The 4164-nt window shown below is 74.8% G+C and carries 3 protein-coding genes and 1 pseudogene; 2 read left to right on the forward strand and 2 right to left on the reverse strand.

The window, feature by feature from the left end; all coding sequences use genetic code 11:
- Positions 1-267: FAD-dependent oxidoreductase (locus tag MXD58_RS21750; protein ID WP_250609821.1), on the reverse strand; the 267-nt coding region annotated here is incomplete at its 3' end.
- 367 nt (positions 268-634) lie between these two features.
- Between MXD58_RS21750 and gnd the strand changes: the two genes are divergently transcribed.
- Positions 635-1651 (forward strand): phosphogluconate dehydrogenase (NAD(+)-dependent, decarboxylating), encoded by a 1017-nt coding sequence (gnd, locus tag MXD58_RS21755; protein WP_248839170.1) that lies wholly within the window; start codon positions 635-637, stop codon positions 1649-1651.
- 61 nt (positions 1652-1712) lie between these two features.
- Here the strand turns inward: gnd and MXD58_RS21760 are convergent, their stop codons facing one another.
- Positions 1713-2498 (reverse strand): L,D-transpeptidase family protein, encoded by a 786-nt coding sequence (locus tag MXD58_RS21760; RefSeq protein WP_248839169.1) that lies wholly within the window; start codon positions 2496-2498, stop codon positions 1713-1715.
- A gap of 513 nt (positions 2499-3011) precedes the next feature.
- On the opposite strand from MXD58_RS21760, the pseudogene MXD58_RS21765 reads away from it, so the two are divergent.
- Positions 3012-4164: pseudogene (locus tag MXD58_RS21765) on the forward strand (hypothetical protein); the annotation flags it as partial.

Raw genomic sequence — 4164 nt, forward strand, 5'->3', positions numbered from 1 at the left:
GTCGCGCCGGGCGTAGGCGGCGACGGCGTCCGCGGCGCCGGTGACCGCGGTGGCGGCACCCGGCACCCGGCGGGCCGCGGCCAGCACCTCGCCTGGGCGGATCAGTGTCTTGCTGGGGATACAGCCCCAGTAACTGCACTCGCCGCCGACGAGCTCCCGCTCGACGACCGCCACCGCGAGGCCGGCATCCGCGCAGCGCCCCGCCACGTTCTCCCCCGCCGGGCCCGCGCCGATCACGATCACGTCAACATTCGTGTTCTCGTCCACGTCCACTGTCTCCCCCGCTGCCGGCCCGCCACCCCGCCGACCCCGTGTCGTTACCTGGCCACGGCAGTATGGCCGGGTCGGACCGTCGAACGGTACGCGGCCGGCTACGGTGATCCGGCCAGGCCGGTCGCGGCGCGGTGGGCCGGTCCCCGGCGGCCACCGCCGGATCACACCGTCAGCCGTCGGGCCGTCAGCGGGGGAGCCGTACGACGGTGACGAGAAGCACCTGGCCCGATCGGACGGCGCGCCGACCACGCCCGGGAGGCGGGCCGCCGGCCGGGAACAATGGTGGCAGGAGCCGAAGCACGGCCCGGCCGCGGCACACCCTGCCGCCCGGGCCGCCGAACGAGACGAGCGGGGAGACGAGATGCAGCTCGGGATGGTCGGACTCGGCCGAATGGGCGCGAACCTGGTGCGCCGGCTGATCCGCGGTGGCCATGAGTGCGTGGTCTACGACGTGAACCCCGAGGCCATCAAGGCCCTGGAGGCGGAGGGCGCCACAGGGGCGAGCACGCTCGCCGAGTTCGCCGCGGCCCTGCGCCCGCCACGGGCCGCCTGGGTCATGGTTCCCGCCGGCCTGACCGGCGAGACCGTGACAGCGCTCGCCGAGCACTTCGCACCGGACGACATCATCATCGACGGTGGCAACTCGTACTACCGGGACGACATCCACCAGGCCCGTGCGCTGGCCGCCAAGGGCGTGCACTACGTGGACGTCGGCACCTCCGGCGGCGTGTTCGGTCTGGAGCGCGGCTTCTGCCTGATGATCGGCGGCGAGGCGGCGACCGTCGCCCGCCTCGAGCCGCTGTTCGAGACGATCGCGCCCGGCGTGGGCTCGGTCGAGCGCACGCCCGGCCGCACCGGCGAGCCGACCCAGGCGGAAAAGGGCTACCTGTACTGCGGGCCGAACGGTGCCGGGCACTTCGTGAAGATGGTCCACAACGGCATCGAGTACGGCATGATGGCCGCTTTCGCCGAGGGCCTCGCCGTCCTGGAGAAGGCGAACATCGGCCGCGAGGCGGCCGAGCACAACGCGGAGACGGCCCCGCTCGGCGACCCGCAGTACTACCAGTACGACCTCGACACCGCCGCGATCTCCGAGGTCTGGCGCCGTGGCAGCGTGGTCGCCTCCTGGCTGCTGGACCTCACCGCCACCGCCCTGCACGCCGACCCCGAGCTGGCGGAGTTCAGCGGCCGGGTCTCCGACTCCGGTGAGGGCCGCTGGACGGTGCTGGCCGCGGTCGAGGAGGGCGTGCCCGCCCATGTGCTGACGGCGTCGCTCTACGAGCGGTTCAGCTCCCGCGGGGAAGGCCTGTTCGCGGACAAGATCCTCTCCGCGATGCGCAAGCAGTTCGGCGGCCACGCCGAGCAGCACAAGTCGTAGGGGCCGCGGCGCGGCCCGCCCGGCCGGGAACCGCGTTTCCCGGCCGGGCGGGCCGGGCTGGTCAGGTTTCGAGATCCAGCTCGGCCGCATCCCCCATCACGATCATGGGGTGCGCCCGCGGAGTCAGCCAGCGCATGATCGAGGCGAGGGCATCCTGCTGGACGGCGACGCAGCCCCGGGTCGGCGTGCGGTGGTCGACATGCAGCCAGATGTCGCCGCCGACGTCGTCGCCCAGCGGCCGGGTCGGATCCGAGGGCGGCTGGCCGGGCAGCCGGTTGTAGTCGATGGCGACCACGTAGTTGAACGCGTCGGCCATCGGCAGGCCCTGCGGGGCGGCGGTCCGGTAGAAGGTCGGCCGGTACTCATACGGCAGGCCGGTGCCCGGGTCAGGCAGCCGGCCGCCGGCCGCCGTCAGGCTGAACACCCCGATCGGGCTGCGCAGGTCCCCCTCGTGATGGGTGGTGGTCCAGCCGTACTGGCCGTTGCGACCGGTGATCGGGGCGCCGAGCGCCGTCCACGGGGCCACCGGGCTCGCGCGCTGCCACAGCGTGACGCTGTTGGTGTTCGCGTCGCGGTCGGGGCCGCTGACGAGGATCACCTGGAGCGCCTCGCGGGGAATCCGCGCGAGCATGGCCGAGCCGAGGCCCGGCAGGGCACCGTCACCGGTGGCCGCTCCGGCCCGCCCGGCGAGCCGATTCGGCCGCAGGCGATCGGGCGTCGCGGCGGACGGGACGGAAGCCCTGGCGGGCGTCGCGCGGACCTTCGCCGCGGCGGTGGCCGCAGCACCATCCTCGTGCCCGGAACCGCTGAGATGCAGAGCGCTCGCGGCGCCCACGACCAGCGTCACGCCGGCCGCCGCGACACCGACGGCGATCGATCGGCCACGCGTCGCGCCTGCGCGCGGCCGCGTTCGCTGCCGTCTGATTCGGTGATCGGCCATGGCTCCGGTTTCCGGAATGACGCCGCGGGCGAGGCGGCGTCACGCTGTCGACACCCGACCCTCCCAGCGACGTTCTCGCCCGCGCCGCAGGGGTGTGACCAGGCCGTATTCGCCACGACGATACGTGGCCGCGCCCAGCTGGCACCGGGGTACCTCACCCCCGCGCCCCCGTCCTGGGACAGGTACCCCCGTGCTCCCCGCGCATGCCCCGCTTTCCCCGGCGCCGCCGAGGGATAACTCAGGATCATCCGTCACTCTCCCGCCACCGCACGCCCACCAGAGCCGCCCGGACCATGTCCGGAAAGCAGCAACTCCGTCCGATCCACATCATGATGACCACGATCCGGATCGATTTCCACGCGGAGGGTGATAGATTCCGTCCGCCCGTATCCGGCCCCCCGCGAGTCAGGCCAGCCGATCGTGCTCGACGACTTCCTGTTCCACCGCGTCCTCAGCGCGCCCCGCCGGCCGGACCCGGGTGATCGGCCCGATCCCGTCCCGTCGGCGTTGTTCGCCGCGCTCGTCGGCGCGCACGCCGAGCTGACCTCGATCGACGCGGGACCCGCGGCGCCGGGTATCGCCGTCGCCTGGCTTCGCGGCCCCGGCGAAGCCCACATCCGCGTCCTCGTCGGTGGCCGGCCCTACTTCCCCCCGAGCCCGGCGTTCCCCCCGAGCCCGGCGACGCCCGACCCCACCGACCTCACCCCGGCAGGACCCGACCAGGCCGGCCCGATGCCGGGCGGTCAGGTCCCGGCTGGTCCCAGCCGGTCGGGACGCCCCGCCACCCGCCCGGGCGCAGGCCTCGCGGCGTGGCCCGGGATCGCCGCTCCGACTGGGGACGCCGAACAGGTCACCGCCGACGGCTGGCCCGCCTCGGCCGGTGGGCTGCCGGCACTTCCGCCGTTCCCCACCGCGCCCCCGCCGGGTTTACACCAGCCGGGGAGACCGCGGGGGTCGGCCGCGGCGCCACGATCGAGCGCCGCGGCGGCACCGTTGCTCTACCCGCCCGGTTCCACGGCCCGGCCGATGCCCCCCGGCACCGTCCCCGCGGACCTCGCGCGGCTGCCGTTCTGGCTGCACTGCGTCGGAACCCCGGACGCACTGTGGGCCACGGCGGCCGGCAGCGGCCCGGACGCCCAGGAGCCCGCCACCCCCCGGCGCGGCTCGTTCGACGACTACGCCGCCCATCTCACCGGCCCGTTCGCGTGGCTGGTGCTCGCCTGGCCGGTGCCGTCGCACCACCTCGACGCGGAACGCGACGCGCTCGGTCGGGCCATCCCGGCGCTACGCCGCCGGGAGGACGATCAGGACGCCCGGCTCGACCTGGAACGGGCCGAACGGCGTCACCGGGAGCTCGGCCGGGCCGCCGCGAGCGGCATGTGGGACGTCGAGATCCTCGTCGGCGGTGCGAGCAGGGCCGGCGCGTTCTCCCTCGCCGCTCTGCTGTGCAGCTCCAGCGACCTCGACGAACTCCCGTACACCCTGCGCCCGGCCGGCCCCGTGAGTTCCCTGCCGGCGGCACTCGCGGGGGGGGCGCCGGCCCGCCCCCCCCCCCCCCCACCCCCCCCCCCCC

The organism is Frankia sp. AgKG'84/4, assembly GCF_023242965.2.
Taxonomy (GTDB): domain Bacteria; phylum Actinomycetota; class Actinomycetes; order Frankiales; family Frankiaceae; genus Frankia.